Raw genomic sequence first — 21922 nt, 5'->3', positions numbered from 1 at the left:
TTCCAATCACCATCATTTTAATCGGTCTTCAAGGCAGAACATGAACAAGAAATTATCCGCAGTGTGCTTCGCCGCGCTGAGCTTCCCGATGCTGGCCATGGCCGCCAACGTTGCCGCCGCCGTCGCTGAAATGGCCGCCCCGGCCAATGCCGCCGAAGCGCCCGCCGCCGCTGCCGATACCGTCGATACGGGGGCCGCCGGTGCCGTAGCCGCCCCAATGGCCACCGTGGAAATCGCCACCCGCAAGACGCGCTCCTCGGTCGCCATGACCAAGAGCGATATGCAGAAAATCCTGCCGGGTATCAATCCATTGAAAGCGCTGCAAACTCTGCCGGGCGTCAGTTTCCAGACCGCCGACCCGTGGGGCAACAACGAACAAAACCTGTCGCTGTTCATCCACGGCTTCAGCGGCCCGCAGCTGGGCTACACGATGGACGGCGTGCCGCTGGGCGACCAGCAGTACGGCAACTACAACGGCCTGTCGCCGCAGCGCGCCGTCATCAGCGAGAACGTCGGCAGCGTGATCCTGTCGTCGGGCGCCGGCGACCTGTCGACCGCGTCCACCAGCAACCTGGGCGGCACCATCGAGACCTTCTCCAGCGATCCGCTGCAGACGGCCAACCTGGCGCTGCAACAGACCGTCGGCAGCTACAAGACCTCGCGCACCTTCATGCGCTACGACACCGGCAGCTTCGGCAACGGCAACAGCGCCTATATTTCGGGCGTGCACCACGAGCAGCGCGCCTGGGACTTCAAGGGCCGCCAGGGCGGCGACCAGTTCAACGCCAAGTTCGTCAACCAGTCGAGCCTGGGCAAGCTGACCTTGTTCGTCAACTACTCGGACAAGATCGAACCGAACGAGGACAGCACCGTGCGCTCGGCCACCGAGAAATTCCAGCCGTACACCCGCCCGTTCCTGTATCCGAACTTCCAGCAGGCGCTGTCTTACCTGTCGCCAACCGGCGCCACCCCGGCCGCTGACGGCAACAACTACCGCAACTACTACAGCGACGCGCAGCGCACCGACTGGCTGACCTACGCCAAGTTCGACATGAACCTGGGCGAGTCGACGACCTGGTCGAATCAGATCTATTATCACAACGACGACGGCGTCGGCGTGGTGGCCGGTCCGATCGGCGTCGCCGGCCTGCCGGGCCTGTTCGCGGTGTACTTCCCGGGCCAGAATCTGAAGCAGGTGTTCGGCAACTCCGGCTACGCGACGCGCACCACCGAATACGTCATCAACCGCAGCGGTTATCTGTCGAGCCTGACCACCGAACTGGGCGACCACAAACTGCAAGCCAGTCTCTGGCTCGAGAGCAACCGCTCGTCGGCCTATCGCCGCTGGTACGCGCTGGACGTCAACAATCCAAGCTCGCCGTACGACCGCCCAAGCGATCCGCTGATCACCCAGTACGGCAGCAAGATCGACAACAAGGTCGCGCAAATTTCGCTGCAGGACGAGTGGCGCGTGCGCGACGACCTGGCCTTGCAGGCCGGCTTTAAATCGAGCCTGCAATGGGCCGACGGCCAGTTCCCGGTGCAGCCTAAAGTGGGCGCCATCGCCAACGGTTCGACCGCTCTGCCGGTCGGCAAGATCACCACCAAGAAATGGCTGCTGCCGCAGGTCGGCGCGCGCTGGGACATCACGCAGCAGGATCAGCTGTTCGTCAACGTGCAGAAGAACATGCGCCAGTTCGTCACCTACGGCGGTGGCGGCGCGTCGCCGTGGAGCCTGGCGAGCCAGCAAGCGTTCGACCTGTTCCGCGACACCGCCAGGCCGGAAACCTCGATCACCTACGAAGCCGGCCTGCGCACCAGCCACCAGCTCAACCTTGGCGCGCTGAGCGCCATCGACGGCCAGGTCAACGTCTACCACGTCAACTTCAAGGACCGTCTGCTGACGATCAGCCCGACGCCGGTGATCTCGTCCATCATCGGCGGCAATCCGGTGCTGGCCAACGTCGGCAGCGTCAAGACCGACGGTATCGACCTGTCCGGCACCTTGCACTTCGGCCGTACGTTCTCGCTCTACAACGCGCTGTCGTACAACCGTTCCGAATACCAGGACAACTACAGCAACGGCAAGGACATCGTGCCGACCGCCGGCAAGGCCGTGCCGGGCAGCCCGGAGTGGATGAACAAGACGGTTGCCACCCTGACTGTCGCCGACACCGAGTTCCAGCTGATTGGCGACTACGTGGGCAAGCGCTACGCGACCTACACCAACGATCTGTCGGTGCCGAGCTACTTCCTGATGAGCCTGGGCGTATCGGGCAAGCTGCCCTTCCTCAACGGCGGCTTGATCAAGAACGCGCGCTACCGCGTCAACATCACCAACCTGGCCGACCGCGAAGGCAGCCTGAACGTGGTGGTCGGCGCGGCCAGCGCGACTTACAATACCTTTCCGATCGCACCACGTCAGGGCTTCCTGACTTTGATGGCCGACTTCTGATGACCAGACTTTATTTGCCAAACCAGTTACCTTCGCGCCTGTCGCGCCGGGGCTTTATCCAGGCGGCGGCGCTGACCGCCGGCACCTCGCTGCTGTTGCCGGCATCGTCGGTGCTGGCGGCGGCTGGCCGCCTGGATGACCAGTCGGGCTTGCCGGGCGTCGCGCCGGTCGGCGCCGGCGGCATCGGCGGCGGCAAGAAGCCCTTGGTGTTCGCGCACCGTGGCGCCAGCGCGCTGCGTCCAGAGCACACGCTGGCGTCGTACGCCAAGGCCATCGCCGATGGCGCCGACTATGTCGAGCCGGACCTGTGCAGCACCAAGGACGGCGTGCTGGTGGCGCGGCACGAAGCCTATCTCAGCGAAACCACGGATGTGGCCAGCCATCCCGAGTTCGCCAGCCGCAAGACGCGCAAGACCATCGACGGCGAGCCGCACGACGGTTGGTTCGTCGACGACTTCACCCTGGCCGAACTGAAAACCTTGCGCGCGGTCGAACGGATTCCGGCCTACCGTCCGGGCAGCGCGCAGTACAACGGCATGTTCCAGGTGGCGACGTTCGAGGAGATCATCGACTTCGTCGCGGCCGAGGCGGCCGCGCGCGGGCGCATCATCGGCATCGTGCCGGAGTTGAAGCATTCGACGTATTTCGCCAGCGTCGGCTTGCCGCTCGAGGACCGCTTCCTGTCGATCCTGGATGCCCACGACTACACGCGCCGCAACCCGGTCGAGATCCAGTCATTCGAGGTGGCCAATCTCAAATACCTGCGCGGCAAGCTGGGACGGCGCGCCAACCTGCGCATCATGCAGCTGGTCATCGGCCAGGATGTGCGGCCGATGGACGTGGCGGCCGCCGGCGGCAAGCTGACCTTCGCTCAGATGTGCACGCCGGTCGGCATGCGCGACATCGCGCAATATGCCGACGTGGTGGCGCCGCCAACGCGCTCGATCATTCCGTTGAAGAAGGACGGCAGCCTGGACGCGCCAAGCTCCTTTGTTGACGATGCGCACAAGGCAGGGCTGCGGGTGGAACCGTGGACGTTCCGGCCGGAGAACCAGTTCCTGGCGGCCGACTTCCGCGACGGCGGCAGTTTGCAGGCGCGCAACGAGGCCGGCTCGATCGCCGAGATGAAGCGCTATATCGCCGTTGGCCTGGACGGCTTCTTCACCGACGATCCGGCGCTAGGCCGCGCCGCCGTCGGCGCCTAAAAGCCACTCCGGGGTCAAGTCTGTCATTCGGACACTAACTCATCCGTACAGCCATCGTAGCGTAGAGTCCGTGTCCGAATGACAGACTTGACCCCGGGGGTTTGGAACGGATTAGCGGCTGGCCTGGCGCGAGGTGTCGTCGGCTTTCGGTAAGGCGGCTGTCATGTCGATCCAGCTCGCTGGTTGCGGTTTTTTCGGCTCGCGTACGCCGAAGAAGCTGACCACCTGGTCGCCGTTGTTGTCGTAGAACTCGACCGAGGTGATGCCGGCGCGCTTGACCACCCAGCCGCTGGCGAAGGCGCTGTCACGCAGGTGCAAATTGAATTCCGGATCGAGCACGTTGAACCAGCCCGGCGAGGCGGCGACCTTGCCAACCTTGCCACTGAAGATCTGGATCGTCGAGCCATTGCCTAAAAAAACCATGATGTCGATCTTTTGCCTGGCCGTTTCTTCGAGCAGCTGGCGCACCGCTTGCGGCGTGATGCGCGTGGCGGCCCCGGCCGGGGCGAGGCGCATCGCTTGCTGGCGCGAGACGCCGAATTCCGTCAGCAGGCGGTTGAACTGGTGCACGTCGTTGATTTCGTTCCAGGCCAGCTGGAGTTCCTTGACGTCAATCTCGCTGTCCGGCTTTTCCTTGGCCTCGGCCGGTTGCGCGGCCACCCTCAGGTCGGCGCTTTGCGACGGCGCGCGGAAGTCGGCCACCAGCTGGTCGAACACCGGTACGCCGGCGTCGTTCTTGAGGTACAGCTTATGCACGGCGTTGCCGCTGGCGTCGAAGAATTGCAGGCTGCGCGAGACGGCGCCGTCCTTGCCCGGCTGCGTGACCGCGAACGCGTATTTCCATTTGTCGAACGTGAAGCGCAGGTCGATTTCGCCGCCCAGATAGCCGCCGGCGATGTTGCGCAGGCGCGCTTCGCGCTCTTTTTGCTTGTCTTCTTCGAGACCGGCGATGTCGTCCTGCGACTTGAGCTTGCTGGCGACGCCGGTGCGCTCGAGCACGCCGTTTTCGTTGCGCGTGAGCGCCAGCACCTTGCCCAGGTCGAGCGCGCGGCGCATGATTTCACGCGGCACGGTGTCCCCTTCCTTGAGGCGGACGACCGTCTTGCCGATGCCGGTCGCCAGCAAATCCGCTTCCGAGACGCTGAGCGTTTTGGCGGCGTCGCGCGCGGCCAGCTTCGGCTGTTCGGCGCGCAAGGTTTCCCAGCGTTCGGCCAGGCTGGCGGCGGCGCCGGGCAAGGCGGTGAACAGCAAGGCGCCGGTCAGCGCCAGGGTGAATCGGTGGTGAGGTTTCATGATGGCTCCTGGGTTGTTTAGTAGATGACTTTGAGATTGACCGCGAAGTTGCGGCCCGGACGCGCCTGGCGTTCGATGTCGGCCAAGGTGGCCGCCGTGGTGCCCGCGACCAGACTGCGCGACGAGGCGTAGTCCCAGTACTTGCGGTCGGCCAGGTTGTACAGGCCGCCGCTGAGGGTGGCGTGCTGGTTGATGTTCCAGTACGCGGTCAGGTCCATGACCGTGTAGCCGGGCACGGCAAACATGCCGGTCGTGGCGCTGGTGAGTACGTCGGCGCTGGCCCGTTTGCCGCGCACCGTGCTGACGATGAAGGCGCCTCCGCCGCGCTTGGCCGGGTCGTCGTAGGCGAAGGTGGCGTTGGCCTTGTATGGCTGCACCGACGCGAGTTCGGACTTCTTGCCGCTGTCCTTGTTTTCGGCCGTGCCGCGCGAGATGCCGCCGGCCAGCGCCAGGCTGTAGCCCTGCATCGGCCGCCACCATTGGCCCAGCGCGAAGCGGCTGCTCACCTCGCCGCCGCGTATCCTGGCCTTGCCGACATTCTCCGGACGGAACAGGCCCTGCGTGATGGTCGGGTAATTAACGGGATCGGCCGGCTGGGCGGCGTATTCGATGAAGTTGTCGTAGCTAGTGTGGAACAGCGAGAAGCTGAACTCAACGCCAGGCGTCGGCGCGCCCTTCAGGCCGACTTCGAAGGCGTTGCTGGTTTCCTTTTTCAGGTCGGGATTGCCGAGCACCGCGTAGCCGTTGCCGGCGCCGGTGTAGCTGAACGAGTCGTAGGTGCCGGTGCGCTCGGCCGCGCTTGGCAGTCGGGTGCCGCGCGTGTATTGCGCGTACGTGCTCAGTTGCGGCGTCAGCTCGACCGAGAAGTTCAGGCTCGGCGTGAGGAAGGTGTCCTTGTCTTCGCGGATTTCATTGGCGGCGCCGGGCACGGCGATGACGTAGTTTTGCAGGTTTTGCGGCGTGAGCTTGCGGCGCTCGGCGCGCAGACCGGGCGTCAACGTGGCCTGGTGGCCGGCCAGGTCGAAGCCGAACTCGCCGCGCACGTAGGCGGCCAGCTTGTCGGTGTCCGTGTCCGCCATGCGGTTTTTCATCGTGATCTGGTGGGCGCCGGTGCGTACCACCGTGCGGTTCTCGAGCCACGGGCGGCGGCTTTCGACCTCTTCGTACAGCACGCCGTAACCGAGCACCGTGGACGGGTTCAACTGCTTGACGGCGTCGAACGAGACGCCTTTGCTGTCGTTGAAGTAGCCGGTGGTGATGTTGCGGATGTAGGGCTGGCCGCCGCTGACATAGTCTGCGCTGGTGTCGTCCTCGACCGAGGCGGTCTGTTTGTAGAGCCGGGTTTCGAGCTTGTCGAACAGCAGGCCGTTGGCCGGCGTGTAGCGGTGCTCGACGCTGTAGCGCGTGCGCTCGGTGTTGGAGTTTTGCGTCGCGCCGGCGGGATACAGCGCGCCGGCCTTGTTGTTGTAGACGCGGTCGTGCTCGGCCTGGTAGTGGTCGATGGTGAAGCGCAGTTCCTGGTCGCGGGTCAGCTTCCAGTTGAGTTTAGCCAGCAAGGCGTCCGACGACCAGTCGTCCGGGTTGGGGACGGCGTCGCCTTCGGTCTTGATTTCGGCGCCGTCGCGGTGCACGGCGACGATCAGGGCTTGCAGGTTGTCGCCCAGCGCGGCGGCGGCCGTGATGGCGTGCACGCGCGACGCCTGTTCGGACGCGTAGCCGAACTTGTAGTCGGCGTAGAGCTTGCGGGTGCCGTCCAGGTACATTTCCGGTGATTTGGTGACGAACGAAACCGCTCCGCCCAGGCCGGGCGTGCCGCCGCCGGCCGGACTGGCGCCCGATCCGATGCTGACGTAGTGGAAGGTTTCCGGGTCGGTGTAGTCGCGGCCGATGCCGAACGAATTCATCGACGTGCTTTCCGGGCGTGGCGCGGCGTCCGGCAGCGAGATGCCGTCGACTTCGAGACTGACGCGGTTGCCTTCGACGCCGCGAATGTTGATGCCGGTGTTGCCGGCGCTGTCCCAGACGTTGGCGCCGCCGCTGGCTGCCGCCGGCACGCTGATCAGCGGCGAGTAGCGCGCGATCTTGGCCATGTCGATGGCGTTGTTTTGTTCCAGTTGCTCGGCTTTGATGACGGTTGTGGTGCCGTTGCGGGTGGAGGCGGCTTCGTCGCGCTTGGCCTGGACGACGATTTCGCCCAAGGCCGGGGCGCTAGCGGCGGCGGCGGCTTGAGCCTCGGCTTGCTGGGCGTGGGCCGGCAGCATGGCGGCAGCCATCAGGGCGATCATTGCGGAGTGCACGGCGACGCCCATCGGGCGTGGCCGCAGCATGTGCGGGTGGGAAGGCGCGGCCGGATGCCGGGCGCCCATGGTGGTGGCAGCCATAGAGTTCCAAGAGAGAGTTGTGGACGGCTGGCTCTCGGACCTACGGCGATTGCTGGCAAAAACGCATACTAACAATAATGATTCTCATTTACAAGTGGTGAACGTGTAAAGATTGATTATTGTCAAAGCGCCTATCGCGGGTAACGGTTGAAAATTTTTTCCAGCGGCTCGGCGTTTATTTCGGGCCGCTGGCCTGGGTTGCGTTGGCCTTCTTTTCGCTTTCCATGTGGTTGTTTTTAACGCGGACGTAGTGCTCGGCGGAGTATTTCAGGTAGGCGATTTCCTCTGCGCTCAAGGCTCTGACCTTTTTTACCGGTCGGCCGACGTACAGGTTGCCGCTTTCCAGCACCTTGCCCGGCGAGACGAGGCTGCCGGCGCCGATCATGACGCGGTCTTGCACCACGACGTCGTCCATGAGGATGGAGCCCATGCCGATCAGGCATTCGTTGCCGATGGTGCAGCCGTGCAGCAGTACCGAGTGGCCGATCGTGACGTAGTCGCCGATGACCAGCGGCGAGCCGTCCGGTTTGCCCGGGTGCCTGTGGGCGACGTGGCCCATCGCGAAGTCCTGCACGTTGCTGCACTCGCCGATGACGATGCGGTTGACATCGCCACGCAGCACGGTGTTGCACCAGATCGAGCTGTCGCGGCCGATGCGGACGTCGCCGATCACTTGCGCGGAAGCGTGCAGGTAGATGTTGTCGCCGAGGACGGGGCTGGTGTCGAGGTACGGGGAAATAGGCATGGGATTCCGGAAAAGTCAGTTGGAGGAATAGGTGCTGTCGCCGTACGGGGCGGCGACGAACTGCGGCAGCGCTTCGGCGCGGCGCGACAGCTCGTCCAGCATGGGATAATTTTCGGCGGCCACCAGCTCGGGCAGCATTTGCCGCATGAAGTGCCAGGTGACGGCGGTCATGACCGCGCCGTGCTCGGTGCCCGGGCCGTCGACAATCATCGGCCGCGGCCGGTGCTCGGCTTCCAGCGCGTCGAAGGCCGACAGCATTTGCAGGGTCACGCGTTCGACCCACGGCTGGTGCAGCTTTTCGGCCGGACGCACGTTGCGTTCGTAGACGATCTGCACGCATTTGTCGCAGGCGGCCAGCGCCAGCCCGAGCACGCGCAGCGAGCGCAGCAACGCGGCCGGTTCGGACGGCGTCAGGCGCCGCTCGGGGGTGGCCAGCGTTTCGGCGTATTGCAGTATCAACGTCGAGTCCATCAGCACGGTGCCGTCGCCGGTCACCAAGGTCGGCGCCTTGACCACCGGATTGATCTGGCGGAACTGGTCGAAGGTGCGGAACACCGACAACGACTGGTGTTCGAACGGTACGCCCAATAATTGCAGCGACACGGCAACGCGGCGGACATAGGGTGAGTCGAGCATGCCGATCAATTTCATTTTTTCTCCGTGGTTTCGAGTGGAAGGCCGAGCGCGAACTCGGCGGCCTTGCGGGCGTGGATGGCGGTGGTGTCGAACAGCGGCACGGCCGCGTCGGACTCGGCGATCAGCAGCGAGATCTCCGTGCAGCCGAGAATGATGGCTTGCGCGCCCCGCTCCACCAGCGTGGCGATGATGCGGCGATAGTCGTCGCGCGAGGCGTCGACGAGTTCGCCGAGGCACAGTTCCTCGTAGATGACGCGGTGGACGATGTCGCGCTCGGCCGGCTCGGGGACGATCACGTCGAGGCCGTGCAGCTCGCGCAGCCGGTCCTTGTAGAACGCCTGCTCCATCGTGAAGCGTGTGCCGAGCAGGCCGATCCTGGTGTGGCCGGCGGCCTTGATGACGCCAGCCGTGGAGTCGGCAATGTGGAACAGCGGGATGCCTGCCGCCGCCTCGATGGCCGGTGCGACCTTGTGCATGGTGTTGGTGCACAGAACGATGAAGTCGGCGCCGGCCGCTTGCAGCGAACGGGCGGCCCCGGCCAGCAGCGCGCCGGCAGCGTCCCAGTCGCCGGCCCGCTGCAACAGTTCGACGTCATGGAAGTCGACGCTGACCAGCACCACCTTGGCCGAGTGCAACCCACCCAGGTGCTGCTTGACCGTTTGATTCACATGCCGGTAGTACGGCACCGTCGATTCCCAGCTCATGCCGCCAATCAATCCGATGGTCTTCATTCGATGCGTCCTGGAATGAAACTGACGAAGGCGAATTCGGCCTCGAAGCCGGCCTCCTTGGGGCTGCAGGCATACAGGCCGCAGGCGACCGCGTCGGCGGCGGCGCGCTCGTGCAGGTGGGCCATGCGGAGTTGCGTCCATTGCTCGCCGTCGAGCGACGATTCGACGATGCAGTCGTGGGCCTCGGCGCGCACGCGCAGCCAGACGGTGTCGATGTGCTTGGCCAGCGGCTGGGTCGACCAGTCGGAATAATGGCCGTTGGTGACAACGACGCCGAGACGGTTGTCGCCGTCCGGTTCGAATTCGACCGAGGTCTTGAGCCAGCAGCCGGACGACAGGCGCACCATCAGACCGGCCTGGTCGTACTGGTGCGCCGGACGCGACGTGACCTTGGTCGTCAGTACGAAGTCGCCCTCGGCCCGCAGGTGCAGGAAGTGGCCGTTGTCGACCTGGAAGCCGTAATGCGTGCGCTGCCAGAAGTCGGTCGCAGCGTCGGTGTGGATGCGCAGGCGGTTGGCGGCGTAGTCGACCTGCCAGTGCGCCGGCTCGCAATGCCATTGCAGCCTTGGGCTGAGCATGGTGTCGGCGAAGGTTTCGTGCAGCGGGGTGTCACTCATCCGGTCTCCTTGTCTTTTGGAGGCCGTGCGTAGCCTCCCGCGCCCATTTTAAATTAACTTAGCGACAACAGGCGCGGAATGTCATTAACCCTGCAACAGCACCACGGCGCCGCGCGAGATGACCCGCGCCACCGTGCGCGCGTCCCAGTTCGTCAGCCGGATGCAGCCGTGCGACTGGGTCTTGCCGATCTTGCCCGGCTCCGGCGTGCCGTGGATGCCGTAGTGCGGCTTGCTCAGTTGAATCCAGACCGCGCCGACCGGATTGTTGGGCCCGGCCGGGATGCGGGCGCCGGTGTCGCCGGCCTTGGCGTCCCAGAACAGTTTGGGGTTGTAGCGGTATTCCGGGTTGAGCGCCACGCCGCGCACTTCCCAGCGCCCTTGCGGCAGCGGATCGTGGGCGCTGCCCGTGCTGGCCGGGAATTGGGCGATCGGCATGCCGCCGGCGTCCAGCAACGTCAAAGTGCCGTCGCTGGCGTCGACCAGGATCGACGTGGCCTTGGGCAGCGGCTTGGCCGACGCCACGTTGGGCACCAGCAGTTGCTCGCCGGCGCGGCCGAACGATTTGCCGGGATTGAGGCGGCGCAGCAGCTCGGGGCTGCTGTGGAATTTTTCGCCCAAGGCCTCGGCCATGTTCGCGTATCCCAACGCCGGCAGCTTGGCCTTGTCGGCCATCGTGGCAGGCAGCGGCCGGTAGGGACCGGCCGCGTCCTCGGCGGTAACGGTGTAGACGTCGAGCACGGGCGCGGTGTCGGCCGACAGCACGGCCCAGGTCGCCGGGTCGAGCACGCCGGTCAGCGGCAGCTGGTGCAGCTTCTGGAAGCCGGTGACGGCCTTGCGCAGGTTGCTGCCCCTGGCGCCGTCGATCTCGCCGGACGAAAAATGGGCACGGTCGAGCAGCACCTGCGCGCGCAGCAGGTCGTGGCCGCCGGCGGCGGGGTTGGCCGGGCTTGCCGGTGGCGCGGATGCGGCGGGTGTGGCGGGTGTCGCAGGTTTGGCGGCGGCGGCGCCGGCCAGCGCCAGCGCGATGGTTAACAACAGCGTTTTCAACAAATCAGGCCTGGGGACGGTTGATAGCCGCTTCGATGCGGTCGCTATCGGCAAAAAACAGGCCGGCGGGGCGCAGGTCGCGCACGCCGAAGGAGATGTGGTGGAGCATGTGGGTAGTCAATTCCGATGGTGGCGGTGAGGGACCCGGATTCTACCAAATCGGCCGCTCACTTCGCGCTTAATTCTGCTTGCGGTATTTCTGCATCACATAGCCGAGCCGATGGCGGTTGACATCCAACCAGGTCCACAGCGCTTCGACCTGGACCGGGTGGGCGCGGTAGAAGGTGTCGTTGAAGGCGAGCCAGACGCGCGTGTTGATCAATGGCTGCGGCAGTTGCACGAAAGCGCCCTTGTAGCGCGCCAGCGTGGCCTTCAGGTGCTCCGGCGAGACGGCCGCGACGACCACGCCGTCGACGCGCCCGAGCCGCAATTTCTCGAGATTGCGGTCGAGGTCGCGCCCGCCGTCGTCGATCGTCAGGCCGGCGTCGCGCAGGCGGGGCGAGTAGCTTTGGCCCTGCGCCGCGCCAAGCAGCTTGCCTTTGAAATATTGCATCGGCTGTGTGTTGGCCGGCAGCTTGTCGCTGGCGCGCACCAGCACGATCAGGGCGTTGTGCATGGCGCGGTCGAGGTCGATGTTGCCGGCCTTGTCGCGCGGTAGCGCTATCTCGGGCGGGTAAGACGGTAATTCACCCATCGGCGACATGTCGATGTCGCCGGTGGCCAGGGCCACGCGCAAGCGGGCGATCGGCAGGCGCACCCAGACCGGCGGGCAGCCGAAGCCGGCGCCCAGCACGGCGTCGTGCATCAGGTCGACGGCGGCCCCGGGCGGGTCCGGCACTTCGGCGCCCTCGCCCAGCCAGTATGGCGGACGGTGCTGGTCCATGTAGCCGACCCGCACCGGGATGCAGGCCGCTTCGGCGGCCAGGTGCGGCATCAGCACCGCTGCCAGTGCCAGGAAAAGTAAGCGCATAGGGGAAACGGCGGGCGGCGCCGAACTGACGGACAAGCGCCGATTATAAGCGCTGCGGCCGTGTCGGCCGGGCTGACTTGGGCCGATCGGCCCGGAGCGTCGCCGCCGCGCCACACGGGCGACGCGCCGGGAGCTGCCGGCGCCGGCACCGCCAGCATCGCGGCGGTGCCGGGTCCGCGCGTCAGTCGGCGCGCGATGCCAGCGCGGCGCGTGTGATACGGCTGGCCGGCAAGGCGCCGGTGACGAACTGGGCGGTGTCGATGTCGACCAGCGAGGCGCCCAGCCGCAGGCTGCCGTTGCTGTACTCGATGCCGCCCAGGTAGCGCGCGTTCGGCTTCAGGCCGGACCAGGTGTAACCGGCCGAGGCCGGGCGGTAGGCGAACACCGTCGCGGGCGCCAGCACCTTGAGCGCGCCGCTGCCGGTGGCGCCGGGGGCGACGATCCAGCTCGACAGCTTGGCGGTGGCGACGCCGCCGGCCGGTCCCCGGCCGACCACGCAGACGATGTACTCGCCCGGCTCGGGGTCGGTGGCGTCCAGTCCTTCTTCGGACGTGTAGGCGCGCACGCTGCCGGCGATCAGGTTGCCTTTGCCGTCAAGCAGCAGCAGGTCGAGGTCGTCCTGGTTGACACTGCTCGTGTCGGCGTCGTACAGCGCGAAGCGCGCGCCGAGCGTGCCGGGCGGGATCGTGAAGCGCTTGAAGCTGACGCTATCGCTGCCGCCGGCCGCGCATTCGGCCACGCCGTAGTCGGTGGCGTGGTTTTGGCGCACCGTGACGGTGTCCTTGAGCGCCTCGCGCAGCCCCGACGGCCTGGCCACGAGCTTGCCGCTGTAGCCGGTCTGCACGCGGAACGTCTTGTTGCCGGCCGTGCCTTCGGAGAAGTAATAGCCGGTGGCCGTGAACAGCGAGGTGCGCGCGGTCAGCGGGCTGCGCACGCGGTGGCTGCCGTCGCTCCACTCCAGGCTGCCGTACGACCAGACGTTGTTCTGGGCGTCGGCGCGGCGCAGCGTGACGGTGAAGTCGGCGCTGGCGCCGGGCTCCAGCGTGAGCGTGGCAGGGGCCACCGTCACCGTGTAGCCCGGCACGGCGGCGCTGGCGCGGTAGGTCGCGGCGGCGGCGCCGACGTTGGTCACGCGGCGCTTGATGGCGAGCGTGTCGGGCACGTTGGCGGCGGTGATCGAGGCCAGGTTGAGCTCGTAGTCGGCGATGGTGCCGAGTTCGGCGCACACGGACGCGGCGACGTTGGGCGAGCCGACCCCGCACAGGAAGCGCTGGTAGTCGGCCGCGCCGAGGTCGTAGACCAGGCCGGGATCGGCCGCGCTGGTGGGCCGCACGTTGCCGGCGCCGCGGCCGAAGGCGTTGGCGCTGTTGTTGTCGGCCGGCAGCGTGTCGGCGACGGTGGGGCCGGCGCTGGTCATCAACGCCGACTTGATGGCGGCCGGCGACCATGCCGGATGGCGCTGGCGCAGCAGCGCGGCCAGGCCGGCCACGTGCGGGGTGGCCATCGAGGTGCCGCTGGCGTAGGCCCAGGCGGTCTCTGTGACGGCGGCGCCGGCTTCGATGGCGTCGTGGCGATCGCGGTCGAGGTCGGGCGTGTAGCCGGCCAGCACGTTGACGCCGGGCGCGCTCAGGTCGGGCTTGAGGATGCTCGGCTGGGCCAGGTTGGGTCCGCGGCTGGAGAAGCCGGCCACCATCGGCGCCGGCTCGGGATTGGCGAACACGCCATAGGCGCTCAGGCCGATCTTGAGGCCGGGCGCAGCGGCCAGCGCGGCCTTGATGGCGGCGCCGTCCTTGAGCGTGACGTGGGCCGCCGGCAGCACGTGGGCGTCGACCGCGACGCCGGTGCCGTCGTCGATCAGGATCATGGCGGCGCCGCCGGCCTGCCGGACGGCGCGGCCCTTGTCGACGCGGGCGTTGGCGCCGCGCTGGCAGAGCACGACCTTGCCGGCCACCAGGGCCGGATCGAGCGCGCCGTTGACGCTGGCGCCGGCGGCGGCGCGGTCGGCCTCGGTGAAGCACTGGCGGCGGGCGTCGCGGTCGACCCCGGCCAGGTTGGCGTAGGCGATGGTGCCGGCGTTCTCGGCCAGGATGGCCGGCGCCGGCGCCAGTGCGGTCGCGTTGACGGAGGCGCCGACGTAGGTCTTGGCGCCAACGGTGACGGTGGCGCCGGCCAGGCGGTCGGTGCTCGAGGCGGCCACGGTGGTGAGCCATGGCGACGGGTGGTTGACGGCGTTGCCCGGCCCGGCGTTGCCGCCGGCGGCGGCGACGAACACGCCGGCGTTGGCGGCGCCAAGGAAAGCTTGCTCGACGATCTCGTCGACGGTGTCGGACGCGCCGCTGATCGAATAGCTCAGCACGTCGACGCCGTCAAACACCGCCTGTTCGATGGCGGCGGCCGAGCTCGACGAGGCGCAGCCGTTGCTGCCGACGAGGCCGTCTTCGGAGGCGACCCGCGTGAAGCAGACCTTGTAGGCGGCCACGCGCGCGCGCGGGGCCATGCCGGAGGTGGCGCCCAGCGCGACGCCGTTGATGCTGGCGGCCACGCCGGCGTTGCCGGCGGCGGTCGAGGCGGTGTGGGTGCCGTGGCCGCCGTGGCCGTACGGGCCGGCCAGCGAGTCGCGCGGCGAGTCGAATTCGGACTGGTGCATTTGCCAGCCCTGCGCCGGCAGGAAGTTATAGGCGCGCGCGCCGATCAGCTTGTTGTTGCAGGCGTCGGACCCGAACCCGACGCCCAGCTGGCAGAAGCCGCGCCAGCGGGCCGGCGGCGGACCGTAGGCCAGCGCGGCCGCCGGATCGCGGGTGGGTGCGCCGTTGGCGCCGACGCGGTCGGCAAAGGCCGGGTTCTCGGGCCACACGCCGGTGTCGATGACGCCGATGATGACGTCCTCGCCGGCGTGCTGCTTGCCGCCGAGCTGGCTCCACAGGCCGCCGGCCTGATCCAGGCCGAGGAAGCGCGGGGTGTCGTTGGTGGCCGGCTTGAAGTAGGCGTCCGGCTTGACCGAGAGCACGCCGGCCGTTTGCTTGAGCGCGAACGCCTCGGCGTCGGTCAGGCGGGCGGCAAAGCCGTTGAGGACGAGTTTGAAGTCGTGCAGCAGCGCGCCGGGCGGCAAGGCGGCGGTGACGCCATCCTGGCGTTGCCGCAAGTAACCGAGGTAGCGCTGCACGGCCACCGATTCTGGGTCGAGCAAGGTGCCGCGCGGCGGCTTGGTGGCGGCCAGGCCGGCGACGCCGCCGGTATAGGAGGCGGCCGGTTTGTCGCTGAGCTGGACGATGAAGGTGCGGCGCACGGGGTCGGCGGCATGGGCGGACGGCGCGGCCAGCGACAGCAAGGGCAGCAGCGGCAACATCAGCAGTGCGAGCGGGGACAGCGCGGGGACGCGGCGGGCGCGGTGGTGACGGTGGGTACGGGGGATCATGGGGTTTCCTGGTTGGGGTCAGAGCGCGGTGGCGCGGCGACGCGCGCGCCAGGACAGCAAGGCAAGGCCGGCGGCCAGCAGCGCGACGGCGGGCGGCTCGGGCACCACCGACAAGGCGATGTTGTCGACGGCGAACTGGGCCAGGTTGTAGCTGTCGGCGCCGTTGAGGCAGTTTTCGGCGGCGTCGAACACGCAGGCGCTGATGGTCAGGCTGCTCAATTGCGCGCCGCGGAAGGCGTCGTCGAGCTGCCAGGTGCCGAATATAAAGTTACCGTCCAAGAATTGTCCCGGCAAGTCCATGGCGCGGGTGATGGTGGCCGTCGAGCCGGACACCGTGGCGCTGAGCACCAGCATGCCGTAGCTGGCGTTGGCCATGTCGAAGCCGGGCGCGACAAACGCGAAGTCGAGCGCGCCGAGCGAGAAGGCCTGGTGGTCCTCGCGGGCCAGCGTCAGCGAACTGTCGTTGAGGCCGGCGTAGTAATGGGTCTGGTTGAAGAAACTGCCCGGGCAGGCCACCAGGTAGCAGGCCAGCCGGTCGGAATGGTCGATGATGGCGCCGGCCAGGCCGGGCGTGTAGTCGGGCTGGCTTTGCGCGTAGACGCTGTCGGCCACTGTGGCGACATAGCCGGCGGCCAGGAACTGGTCGTGGCCGGCGTAGAGGGTGTCGCCCGCCGCGAGCGCGTCGCTGGCGACGTTGGTGTGCGACTCGAAATCGATCGTGACGGCGCTGGCGGCCGGGGACGCCAGCAAGACGCCACAGGCCAGCAAGGCGCCAACGCCGGCGCCGACGGCACGCCGGGTCAGCCGGGTCAGCAGGCTGCCCCGCAGGGATAGGTAAGACAGGTTCATTGCGCAGTTCTCCTTAAAGTGAAGGTATCTTTCCGACAATTAAATTGCATCCAAATGATAGCGTTAACAAAATACTTTAGGTTAAAACTATGCCATTCTAAATTCGTTCATCAATAAATTCCTCAGAATATTGTTTCCATTACACTATGAGAAAAATACCAGGCGACTGCGAACATTCGTTGTTTTTTGGGCGATTTATCGGGAAAAAGCCTGAATTTTCCGAAGGAAATTTATGTTCTGCTGTGGAATTAACTGCAACCCATGTTGCCGCGCTCGCCTGCGGAATAGAAAACCGCCATGGTGGATATTCCAGCCATGAATAGCGTTCCGGTCACTTTTTGATAGCGCTAACAAACGCTAGCAACAGTGCTGCGCGAGGCTGACGGGATCAATCGACGGGTTTGGGAGCGCTGGTCAGCGGCACTGACGGGGCGGCTTGGCCCTTGCCGACGATCTGGATGAAGATTTCGTTTTGCTTGATCATGCTGAGCTCGTAGCGCGCGCGTTCCTCGACGGCGCCGGTGCCGTCCTTCAGGTCGCGCACTTCGGAGTCGAGCTTGGCGTTGCGGGCCAGCAGTTCGGCGTTCTTCTTGTGGGCGGTGCCGACCTGGGCTTCGAGATCGGCCACGCGCAGCCAGCCGCCCTTCCCCAGCCAGAGCGGGTACTGTATCAGCAGCAGCAACACTGCCAGGGCGAGGGTGATCAGGCGCATGGTCGATTCGGGTTCGAACGCGGCCGCCGGACGCCGGCGGCCGCTTGCTACATTACTTCAGATTATAGAACGCGTCGCGGCCAGGGTAGGAAGCGATGTCGCCCAGGTCTTCCTCGATGCGCAGCAGCTGGTTGTATTTCGCCATGCGGTCCGAACGCGACATCGAGCCGGTCTTGATCTGCAGCGCGTTCAGGCCGACGGCGATGTCGGCGATGGTCGAGTCCTCGGTCTCGCCCGAACGGTGCGAGATGACGGCCGTGTAGCCGGCGCGCTTGGCCATTTCAATGGCGGCGAAGGTTTCGGTCAAGGTGCCGATCTGGTTGATCTTGATCAGGATCGAGTTGGCGATGCCTTTCGAGATGCCTTCCTTGAGGATCTTGGTGTTGGTGACGTACAGGTCGTCGCCCACCAGCTGGATTTTCTTGCCCAGTTCCTTGGTCAGGATGGCCCAGCCGTCCCAGTCGCCTTCGTGCATCGCGTCTTCGATCGAGATGATCGGGTACTTGTCGCACCAGGTCGCCAGCAGGTTGGTGAACTCGGTGGCCGTCAGCGACAGGCCCTCGCCTTCCAGTTCGTACTTGCCGTTCTTGTAGAACTCGGAGGCGGCGCAGTCCAGGCCCAGCGCGATCTGGGTGCCCGGCTCGTAGCCGGCTTCCTCGATGGCCTGGATGATCAGCTTGATCGCTTCCTCATGGTTGGCCAAGGATGGCGCGAAACCGCCTTCGTCGCCGACGGCCGTGCTCAGGCCCTTCTTGTGCAGGATCTTTTTCAAGGTGTGGAACACCTCGGCGCCGTAGCGCACGGCTTCCTTGAACGACGGGGCGCCGACCGGGATGATCATGAATTCCTGGATGTCCAGGTTGTTGTCGGCGTGGGCGCCGCCGTTGATGACGTTCATCATCGGCACCGGCAGTTGCATCGCGCCCGAGCCGCCGAAGTAGCGGTACAGCGGCAGGCCGGCTTCTTCCGCGGCGGCCTTGGCCACGGCCATCGACACGGCCAGCATGGCGTTGGCGCCCAGGCGGCCTTTGTTTTCGGTGCCGTCCAGATCGATCAGGGTGCGGTCCAGGAAGGCTTGCTCATTGGCGTCGAGGCCCATGATCGCTTCCGAGATTTCGGTGTTGATATTTTCGCAGGCTTGCAGCACGCCCTTGCCGAAGTAACGCTTCGGATCGCCGTCGCGCAGTTCGATCGCTTCGCGCGAACCGGTCGAGGCGCCCGATGGCACGGCGGCGCGGCCCATGACGCCCGATTCGAGCAGGACGTCGCATTCGACGGTCGGATTGCCGCGCGAATCGATAATTTCACGGCCGATAATATCAACAATAGCACTCATGTCATTCTCCAAAGTTAGACGAAAACGTGTTTGCCCATCGTGTGTTGCATGATGGACAATTTAAGGATAACGGGAATATAACCCGGCACAGCTGTGTTTGCCAACGCGCGCCGGGTTTTTGCCTGCGATTGCTAGTTGAAGCTGTTTTCCAGGAAACCAGCTTTTTTGGTGATGCGGTCCAGCTCGATCAGGGTCGACAGCAGTTCCTTCATGCGGCCCAGCGGCACGGCGTTGGGGCCATCCGACAGCGCCTCCGCCGGGTTCGGGTGGGTTTCCATGAACAGGCCGGCCACGCCGACGGCGACGGCCGCGCGCGACAGCACCGGCACCATTTCGCGCATGCCGCCCGACGAGGTACCGTTACCACCCGGCAATTGCACCGAGTGGGTGGCGTCGAACACGACCGGGCAGTTCGATTCGCGCATGATGGCCAGCGAGCGCATGTCGGACACCAGGTTGTTGTAGCCGAACGAGGCGCCGCGTTCGCATGCCATGAAGACGTCGTCCGGCAAGCCCTTGGCCTTGGCGGCCGCGCGGGCTTTGTCGATGACGTTTTTCATGTCGTGCGGAGCCAGGAACTGGCCCTTCTTGATGTTCACCGGCAGGCCGGACTGCGCGCAGGCCGTGATGAAATCGGTCTGGCGGCACAGGAAGGCCGGTGTCTGCAACACGTCGACGACGGCCGATACTTCGGCGATCTCGTCGATCGAGTGGACGTCGGTCAGGACCGGCACGCCGAGCTCGCGCTTGACGTCGCCGAGGATCTCGAGGCCCTTGTCACGGCCGGGACCGCGATAGGACGTGCCCGACGAACGGTTGGCCTTGTCGAACGACGACTTGTAGATGAACGGAATGCCCAGCGCGGCCGTCATTTCCTTCAACGCGCCGGCGGTGTCGAACGCCATCTGGCGCGATTCGATCACGCAGGTGCCTGCGATCAGGAAGAACGGCTGGTCGAGGCCGGCTTCGAATCCACAGAGTTTCATGCCGCATCTCCTTGCAAAGCAGGCGATTCAGAGACGGCGTGCGGGCGGTTGCCGCCCGCGGCTTTGTGGGCCAGTGCCGCCTTGATGTAGGACGTGAACAGCGGATGGCCGTCACGCGGGGTCGATTTGAATTCCGGGTGGTACTGCACGCCCATGTACCACGGGTGCGAATTGTCGCCGGTACGCGGCAGTTCCATGATTTCGCACAGGTCTTCGGTTGGCGTGCGGGCCGCCACCACCAGGCCGGCCGCTTCGACGCGTGGCAGGTAGTGGTTGTTGGCCTCGTAGCGGTGACGGTGGCGCTCGGTCACGACCGGGCCGTAGATTTCCGCCGCCAGGGTGCCCGGCTTGATCGCGCAGGTTTGCGCGCCCAGGCGCATGGTGCCGCCCAGGTCGGAGTTGGCGTCGCGCGTTTCGACCTTGCCGTCCTGGCCCTGCCACTGGTCGATCAGGGCGACCACCGGTTGCGAGGTTTCCAGGTCGAACTCGGTCGAGTTGGCGGTGGTCAGGCCGGCCATGTGGCGCGCGTATTCGATCAGCGCGACCTGCATGCCCAGGCAGATGCCCAGGTACGGGATCTTGTTTTCGCGGGCGAACTGGGCCGCCATGATCTTGCCTTCGACGCCGCGCTTGCCGAAACCGCCCGGCACCAGGATGGCGTCGTACTTGGCCAGCGCGGAGCAGCCGGTCGTTTCGATCTCTTCCGAATCGATGTACTCGATGTTGACCTTCGATTCGTTGTGGATGCCGGCGTGGCGCAGCGCCTCGGTCAGCGACTTGTACGACTCGGTCAGATCGACGTACTTGCCGACCATGCCGATCGACACTTCGCTCTTCGGATGCTCGAGCGTGTAGATCAGGCGGCTCCAGACCGACAGGTCGGCCGGCGGCGGGTTGATGTCGAGCGCCTCGCAGATGATGGCGTCGAGGCCCTGGTCGTGCAGCATCTGCGGCACTTTGTAGATGGTGTCGACGTCCCACACGGAGATGACGGCCTGCTCTTCGATGTTCGAGAACAGCGAGATCTTGGCGCGTTCGTCGTCCGGGATCGGGCGGTCGGCGCGGCACAGCAGCGCGTTCGGCGAAATGCCGATCTCGCGCAGCTTCTGCACCGAGTGCTGGGTTGGCTTGGTTTTCAGTTCGCCGGCCGAGGCGATGTACGGCACCAGCGTCAGGTGGACGAAGGCGGTGTTCTTGCGGCCGGCGCGCAGGCTCAGCTGACGGGCGGCCTCGAGGAACGGCAGCGACTCGATGTCGCCGACGGTGCCGCCGATTTCGCACAGCGCCACGTCGTAGCCTTCGGCGCCGCGACGGATGTAGTCCTGGATTTCGTTGGTGATGTGCGGAATGACCTGCACGGTCTTGCCCAGGTATTCGCCGCGGCGTTCCTTGCGGATCACCGATTCGTAGATCTGGCCGGTGGTGAAGTTGTTCACCTTTTTCATGCGGGTCGAGATGAAGCGCTCGTAGTGGCCGAGGTCGAGATCGGTCTCGGCACCGTCGTCGGTGACGAACACTTCACCGTGCTGCATGGGGCTCATCGTGCCAGGGTCGACGTTGATGTAGGGGTCGAGCTTGAGCATGGTGACTTTGAGGCCGCGCGATTCGAGGATCGCGGCGAGGGAGGCGGCGGCAATCCCTTTACCAAGGGAAGACACGACGCCACCGGTGACGAAGACAAATTTGGTCATTGCAGATAGTGCCGAACGGCACGTGCGGGAAATTGAAATTATACCCTAAAACCGCTATTTCTTCAGCATCGCCCCGGGAAAAATCGGCTATGGCAGGGAAAACCGCTGTTGATTAATCGATAAAAATGGCCCATTTGGCAATCGATCCGACTGTGTCTCAGCGTACAGACCAGCTCCCGCGAGAAAGTCAGAATGGCAACTCATTCTTAGAGGAGAACATCATGAGCTACACAGAACGCGATGCTTACGGTATGTATGTCGACAACGGCAACAAGGGTCCAGGTCCAGAACTGATGGGCGCGGACACGCTGATCGGCGACCACGTTCACAATCTGAAGAACGAACACCTGGGCGAGATCAAGGAAATCATGCTCGACATGCGCACCGGCAAAATCGCCTACGCGGTCATGTCGTCGGGCGGCATCCTGAGCATCGGCGAAAAGCTGTTTGCCGTGCCGTGGGAAGCGCTGACCTTGGACACGGTCAACAAACGCTTCACCTTGAACATCGACAAGGAACGCATCGACAACGCGCCCGGCTTCGACACCGACCACTGGCCAAACATGGCCAACCAGACTTGGGCCAGCCAGATCCACAGCTATTACGGCACCCGCTACGACAACCTCGACAGCGGTCCGCTGTGATGTCGGCCGCCCTGCTGCTGGCCGGCGCGGCCGCACTGACCGCGACGTTAATGGTGCGCATCGCCCGCCGGCGCCAAGCGGCGGCGCGGCCCCGGGCCGGCGTCCCGGTGACGCTGGCAAGCTGGTCCGACGACCAGAAATATCAGTTGGCGGCGCATCTGCGGCGCGCAAAGCGATGACTTTGGCGGGATAGCCACCGCCCTGCTCAT

18 protein-coding genes are annotated in these 21922 nt (G+C 65.6%); 4 read left to right on the top strand and 14 right to left on the bottom strand.

Going from position 1 to position 21922, the window contains the following annotated elements; translation table 11 throughout:
- The first annotated feature begins 40 nt into the window (after nucleotides 1–40).
- Nucleotides 41–2455: a TonB-dependent receptor gene (locus ACZ0BA_RS00620; RefSeq protein ID WP_463449447.1), complete on the top strand. Its 2415-nt coding sequence runs from the start codon at nucleotides 41–43 to the stop codon at nucleotides 2453–2455.
- A complete protein-coding gene (locus tag ACZ0BA_RS00615) occupies nucleotides 2455–3660 on the top strand; it encodes a glycerophosphodiester phosphodiesterase (protein WP_463449446.1) in 1206 nt (401 codons plus the stop codon). Before ACZ0BA_RS00620 ends, ACZ0BA_RS00615 begins: the two co-directional genes overlap by 1 nt.
- Before the next feature lie 111 nt (nucleotides 3661–3771).
- Here ACZ0BA_RS00615 and ACZ0BA_RS00610 read toward each other — a convergent pair whose 3' ends face one another.
- The 14 genes from ACZ0BA_RS00610 to ACZ0BA_RS00545 form a co-directional block, all read right to left on the bottom strand.
- Nucleotides 3772–4953, bottom strand: a complete 1182-nt coding sequence (locus tag ACZ0BA_RS00610; RefSeq protein ID WP_463449445.1) for a hemin-degrading factor — start codon at nucleotides 4951–4953, stop codon at nucleotides 3772–3774.
- Nucleotides 4954–4970: 17 nt separating this feature from the next.
- Nucleotides 4971–7334, bottom strand: a complete 2364-nt coding sequence (locus tag ACZ0BA_RS00605) for a TonB-dependent receptor domain-containing protein (protein ID WP_463449444.1) — start codon at nucleotides 7332–7334, stop codon at nucleotides 4971–4973.
- A 175-nt stretch (nucleotides 7335–7509) separates the two neighbouring features.
- Nucleotides 7510–8079, bottom strand: a complete 570-nt coding sequence (locus ACZ0BA_RS00600) for a gamma carbonic anhydrase family protein (protein ID WP_463449443.1) — start codon at nucleotides 8077–8079, stop codon at nucleotides 7510–7512.
- Nucleotides 8080–8094: 15 nt separating this feature from the next.
- Nucleotides 8095–8730 carry a glutathione S-transferase gene (locus ACZ0BA_RS00595; RefSeq protein WP_463449442.1) on the bottom strand — a complete coding sequence of 212 codons (636 nt, stop codon included), beginning with the start codon at nucleotides 8728–8730 and terminating at the stop codon, nucleotides 8095–8097.
- Nucleotides 8727–9446: an aspartate/glutamate racemase family protein gene (locus tag ACZ0BA_RS00590; protein WP_463449441.1), complete on the bottom strand. Its 720-nt coding sequence runs from the start codon at nucleotides 9444–9446 to the stop codon at nucleotides 8727–8729. Before ACZ0BA_RS00590 ends, ACZ0BA_RS00595 begins: the two co-directional genes overlap by 4 nt.
- Nucleotides 9443–10063, bottom strand: coding sequence for a DUF1349 domain-containing protein (locus ACZ0BA_RS00585; RefSeq protein ID WP_463449440.1), 621 nt, complete (start codon nucleotides 10061–10063; stop codon nucleotides 9443–9445). Before ACZ0BA_RS00585 ends, ACZ0BA_RS00590 begins: the two co-directional genes overlap by 4 nt.
- A gap of 84 nt (nucleotides 10064–10147) precedes the next feature.
- Nucleotides 10148–11089: a L,D-transpeptidase family protein gene (locus tag ACZ0BA_RS00580; RefSeq protein ID WP_463454683.1), complete on the bottom strand. Its 942-nt coding sequence runs from the start codon at nucleotides 11087–11089 to the stop codon at nucleotides 10148–10150.
- A 199-nt stretch (nucleotides 11090–11288) separates the two neighbouring features.
- Complete coding sequence (locus ACZ0BA_RS00575; RefSeq protein WP_463449439.1) at nucleotides 11289–12080, bottom strand: hypothetical protein; 792 nt, start codon at nucleotides 12078–12080, stop codon at nucleotides 11289–11291.
- Nucleotides 12081–12261: 181 nt separating this feature from the next.
- A complete protein-coding gene (locus ACZ0BA_RS00570; protein ID WP_463449438.1) occupies nucleotides 12262–15495 on the bottom strand; it encodes a S8 family serine peptidase in 3234 nt (1077 codons plus the stop codon).
- 18 nt (nucleotides 15496–15513) lie between these two features.
- The gene (locus tag ACZ0BA_RS00565) at nucleotides 15514–16344 is read right to left on the bottom strand and encodes an NF038120 family PEP-CTERM protein (protein WP_463449437.1); all 831 of its coding nucleotides are present in this window, start codon (nucleotides 16342–16344) and stop codon (nucleotides 15514–15516) included.
- 388 nt (nucleotides 16345–16732) lie between these two features.
- A complete protein-coding gene (gene ftsB / locus ACZ0BA_RS00560; protein ID WP_463449436.1) occupies nucleotides 16733–17056 on the bottom strand; it encodes a cell division protein FtsB in 324 nt (107 codons plus the stop codon).
- A 52-nt stretch (nucleotides 17057–17108) separates the two neighbouring features.
- On the bottom strand, nucleotides 17109–18392 hold the full coding sequence (eno, locus tag ACZ0BA_RS00555; protein ID WP_463449435.1) for a phosphopyruvate hydratase: 1284 nt from the start codon (nucleotides 18390–18392) through the stop codon (nucleotides 17109–17111).
- Between the two features lie 131 nt (nucleotides 18393–18523).
- Nucleotides 18524–19378: a 3-deoxy-8-phosphooctulonate synthase gene (gene kdsA / locus ACZ0BA_RS00550; RefSeq protein ID WP_090314954.1), complete on the bottom strand. Its 855-nt coding sequence runs from the start codon at nucleotides 19376–19378 to the stop codon at nucleotides 18524–18526.
- Entirely contained in the window at nucleotides 19375–21069 is a 1695-nt protein-coding gene (locus tag ACZ0BA_RS00545; RefSeq protein ID WP_463449434.1) for a CTP synthase, read from the bottom strand. The genes kdsA and ACZ0BA_RS00545 overlap by 4 nt, the downstream gene beginning before the upstream one ends.
- A 221-nt stretch (nucleotides 21070–21290) precedes the next feature.
- On the opposite strand from ACZ0BA_RS00545, the gene ACZ0BA_RS00540 reads away from it, so the two are divergent.
- On the top strand, nucleotides 21291–21713 hold the full coding sequence (locus ACZ0BA_RS00540) for a PRC-barrel domain-containing protein (RefSeq protein WP_463449433.1): 423 nt from the start codon (nucleotides 21291–21293) through the stop codon (nucleotides 21711–21713).
- Nucleotides 21713–21892: a hypothetical protein gene (locus tag ACZ0BA_RS00535; protein WP_463449432.1), complete on the top strand. Its 180-nt coding sequence runs from the start codon at nucleotides 21713–21715 to the stop codon at nucleotides 21890–21892. The genes ACZ0BA_RS00540 and ACZ0BA_RS00535 overlap by 1 nt, the downstream gene beginning before the upstream one ends.
- Nucleotides 21893–21922: the final 30 nt, after the last annotated feature.

The organism is Duganella sp. AC917 (genome assembly GCF_979258245.1).
This window is presented reverse-complemented; position numbering and strand designations above follow the sequence as displayed.

Coding starts and splice junctions, on each gene's coding strand:
- ACZ0BA_RS00620 (WP_463449447.1), top strand. CDS start 41: ATGAACAAGAAATTATCCGCAGTGTGCTTCGCCGCGCTGAGCTTCCCG.
- ACZ0BA_RS00615 (WP_463449446.1), top strand. CDS start 2,455: ATGACCAGACTTTATTTGCCAAACCAGTTACCTTCGCGCCTGTCGCGC.
- ACZ0BA_RS00610 (WP_463449445.1), bottom strand. CDS start 4,953: ATGAAACCTCACCACCGATTCACCCTGGCGCTGACCGGCGCCTTGCTG.
- ACZ0BA_RS00605 (WP_463449444.1), bottom strand. CDS start 7,334: ATGGCTGCCACCACCATGGGCGCCCGGCATCCGGCCGCGCCTTCCCAC.
- ACZ0BA_RS00600 (WP_463449443.1), bottom strand. CDS start 8,079: ATGCCTATTTCCCCGTACCTCGACACCAGCCCCGTCCTCGGCGACAAC.
- ACZ0BA_RS00595 (WP_463449442.1), bottom strand. CDS start 8,730: ATGAAATTGATCGGCATGCTCGACTCACCCTATGTCCGCCGCGTTGCC.
- ACZ0BA_RS00590 (WP_463449441.1), bottom strand. CDS start 9,446: ATGAAGACCATCGGATTGATTGGCGGCATGAGCTGGGAATCGACGGTG.
- ACZ0BA_RS00585 (WP_463449440.1), bottom strand. CDS start 10,063: ATGAGTGACACCCCGCTGCACGAAACCTTCGCCGACACCATGCTCAGC.
- ACZ0BA_RS00575 (WP_463449439.1), bottom strand. CDS start 12,080: ATGCGCTTACTTTTCCTGGCACTGGCAGCGGTGCTGATGCCGCACCTG.
- ACZ0BA_RS00570 (WP_463449438.1), bottom strand. CDS start 15,495: ATGATCCCCCGTACCCACCGTCACCACCGCGCCCGCCGCGTCCCCGCG.
- ACZ0BA_RS00565 (WP_463449437.1), bottom strand. CDS start 16,344: ATGAACCTGTCTTACCTATCCCTGCGGGGCAGCCTGCTGACCCGGCTG.
- ftsB (WP_463449436.1), bottom strand. CDS start 17,056: ATGCGCCTGATCACCCTCGCCCTGGCAGTGTTGCTGCTGCTGATACAG.
- eno (WP_463449435.1), bottom strand. CDS start 18,392: ATGAGTGCTATTGTTGATATTATCGGCCGTGAAATTATCGATTCGCGC.
- kdsA (WP_090314954.1), bottom strand. CDS start 19,378: ATGAAACTCTGTGGATTCGAAGCCGGCCTCGACCAGCCGTTCTTCCTG.
- ACZ0BA_RS00545 (WP_463449434.1), bottom strand. CDS start 21,069: ATGACCAAATTTGTCTTCGTCACCGGTGGCGTCGTGTCTTCCCTTGGT.
- ACZ0BA_RS00540 (WP_463449433.1), top strand. CDS start 21,291: ATGAGCTACACAGAACGCGATGCTTACGGTATGTATGTCGACAACGGC.
- ACZ0BA_RS00535 (WP_463449432.1), top strand. CDS start 21,713: ATGTCGGCCGCCCTGCTGCTGGCCGGCGCGGCCGCACTGACCGCGACG.